A 2998-nucleotide genomic window follows, 5' to 3' on the forward strand; every position below is an offset into this window, starting at 1 on the left:
ACGGCAGTGGCAACGGTTCCATCGGAATTGCTCCGGGCACAAAGAATGCCAGCTCCGGCCGGGCCGATACCCTCGATCAGGATTTTGAACAGTATTGATAGCAACAACGAACGGCAATCGATTCCAGAGGAGATGAATATAATGATGATCAAGAGAGTTCTCAGTGCCGTACTTATCCTGCTTGCGATTCTGTCCGTCCAGCCGGCAGTGGCATCACAGGGCATCAGTCCGGATAAAGCGATCCAGTTACTTAAAAACGGCAACCAACGCTTTGTCGAGGAAAGGCCGGAACATCCTCATACCAGCAGTGCCCGCCTGATTCAGGCAGGACGTGAAAACCAGGGTGACCATGCCTTTGCGACGGTGATCACCTGTTCGGATTCGCGTATTCCGCTCGAACGTATTTTTGATGTTGGCATCATGGATATTTTCGTCGTCCGGGTCGCCGGTAACGTCGTTGATACCGATGAGGCCGGATCGATTGAGTATGGGCTGGCTCACGTTAATACCCCGGTTCTGGTTGTTCTGGGGCACACCCAGTGTGGTGCGGTGACTGCCGTGACCAACGCTGTTCAGGGTCGTGGCCATGAGCTGGAACGGAACATTCCGCCACTTGTCGACAATATTGAACCAGCCGTCCGCCGAGCCATGGATAAATTTCCAAGGCTCCGGGGCAAAGCAGTTATCCCGGCCGGTATTGAAGAGAATGTCTGGCAAGGCATTGAAGACCTTTTCATGATCAGTCCGGCTTCGCGCAATCTGGTCAAGAAAGACAAAACAAAGATTGTTGGTGCAATTTACGATGTCGGCACCGGTGAGATCGATTGGTTGCCAGAGGAAAAAGTCGACCGGATATTATCCCGGGTTGAACAGAACCCTGCTCGTGCCATGAACGCCATGGCCGGTGGCCATTAATTCAGAAGGAGATTGGACATGTTGAAGCAAATATCTATCGGAATTATAACTATTTCATCCCTTCTCTTGTTGGTGCTACCGTCAACGGTTCTGGCGTCAAAGGGTATCAGCCCCGACCAGGCAATGCAGATGCTGAAAAAGGGAAATGACCGCTTTATTTCGGGCAAGTCAAAGCATCCTCGTAGCACCAAGCAGCGCCTGATTCAGGCCGGCAAAGAAAACCAGGGCGAACATGCCTATGCGACGGTGATTACCTGCTCTGACTCCCGGGTCCCGGTTGAACGGATTTTTGATGCCGGGGTTATGGATGTGTTTGTAATTCGGGTGGCCGGCAATGTCGTCGATACCGATGAGGCCGGGTCGATTGAGTATGGGCTGGCCCATGTCAATACCCCGGTTCTGGTTGTCCTGGGCCATACCCAGTGTGGTGCGGTCACTGCCGTGACCAATGCCGTTCAGGGTCGTGGCCATGAGCTGGAGCGGAATATTCCGCCTTTGGTCGACAATATTGAGCCGGCTGTGCTTCGGGCGATGGAAAAATACCCGGGATTGAAGGGCAAACTGGTGATTCCGGCGGGCATCGAAGAGAATGTCTGGCAGGGGATCGAGGATCTCTTTATGGTCAGCCCCTCGAGCCGTGAACTGGTAAAAAGTGGTCAGGCGAGGGTTGTTGGCGCAATCTATGATGTTGGCTCCGGCAAGGTCAAGTGGTTGCCGGAATCGAACGTCGGGCAGATCTTGACCCGGGTTGAAAATAATCCGAACCGCGAAATGGTTGCTATGGCCGGTGGCCATAGCGAACCTGCGAACAGTGGTGGCTCTTACTCGAGTAGTCATGGCGGCGGACATGGTGAAATCAGTTCAGCCAGCCATTCCGGGGCTGCTGTCAGTGGTGACAAGGTAACCCTGATTGACCGTCGGATGATGAATGAGCTCGACGCCGGGCGCCATCGCCAGTCCAGGATTGAAAATGTCAACCTGCAATCGAAAAGTTCCTCCGTCGGTTTTATCTTCCTGATTGCCGGCGTGCTCGTCATGATCGGTTGCGGGATCGGATTCTCGCGAACCCGCCTCTTTGCAAATTTGAAGATTGGTGGCAAGCTGGCGACCGGCTTCGGAACGGTGGTGACGCTCGTTGTTATCCTCGGTGTCGGCAGTTACTATTTTATGGATGTGATCAATACCGAATATGATGCCGCTCTCGGGGCTATTGATCTCGATATGATGGCGAGTGAAATCAGCACTCTCCAGGGTGAATATATTGTCTTTGGTATCGAGGATAACGCCAGGGGTGAAAAGATCGTCAAGGAAGTCAACGGCCTGATCACCCAGTATTCGGACGATCTGACAGATATGGCAGCTTTCAACCTGTCCGCCCAGATTAATAGTGAGCTCGACCGGATCAGGGGACTGGTTGGTCGCTATGATGAGACCTTCAAGGAAATGGTCGACTCATACCACAAGGTCGAGCGCGACAAGGAGGTTCTCGAAGAACTTTCGCATGATATGGAATCCCAACTTGCCGAAGTGACAAAAGAACATGAGGCCGAACTGGATGCGATTGAAAACGCGCGGCGGATCGATGTCGGCCAGCTCAAGTTGCAGACAAATCTGGTCGAATCGCTGTTCGAAGCCGAAATTCGGGTCGCCGAGGTGGCTGGCGAGTCGGCGGAGTTCATGCTCGACAAACGGATTGCCCGGATCGAGCCGATGGAGCGGTTGCTCGGTGAACTGCTCGGTTATCTCGGCACTGCCAAGGCGATATTTCCGCAATTGAGTAACAGCCAGGCGGAACAGGCTGCCGATCGGCAGCGGATGCAACGTCTTGAGGATGAGGTGCACGAATATATTGAGGCGCTCTCCGAGGTCGTTGTTGCCGAACTGCAGGTCGAGGTCAACCAGGTTGATGCCAGAGAAGAAATGACGGGTATTGAAACCCTCGCCGGCGGCATTGCCACGTATCTGGATGGCGAAGCGGAGTCGGCGAAAGAACAGGCCAACATGCTGATGATCGTGATGATGCTTCTGGCCGCCGCGGTCGGTACCGTGATCGCCTTCTTTGTCACCCGTTCGATCACCGCCC

At 53.8% G+C, this 2998-nt stretch carries 2 protein-coding genes (1 of these 2 running past the window's edge); both read left to right on the forward strand.

Translation table 11 applies throughout. From position 1 onward, the window contains the following. Positions 1-915: part of a hypothetical protein coding region (locus C0623_03520; protein ID PLY02650.1), annotated on the forward strand (this coding region is incomplete at its 5' end). 1265 nt of the annotated region lie to the left of the window's left edge; the window shows 915 of its 2180 annotated nt. 18 nt (positions 916-933) lie between these two features. Continuing rightward, a partial coding sequence (locus C0623_03525; protein ID PLY02651.1) for a hypothetical protein occupies positions 934-2998 on the forward strand: 2065 nt, incomplete at its 3' end.

This window comes from Desulfuromonas sp. (assembly GCA_002869615.1).
Classification (GTDB): Bacteria; Desulfobacterota; Desulfuromonadia; order Desulfuromonadales; family UBA2294; genus BM707.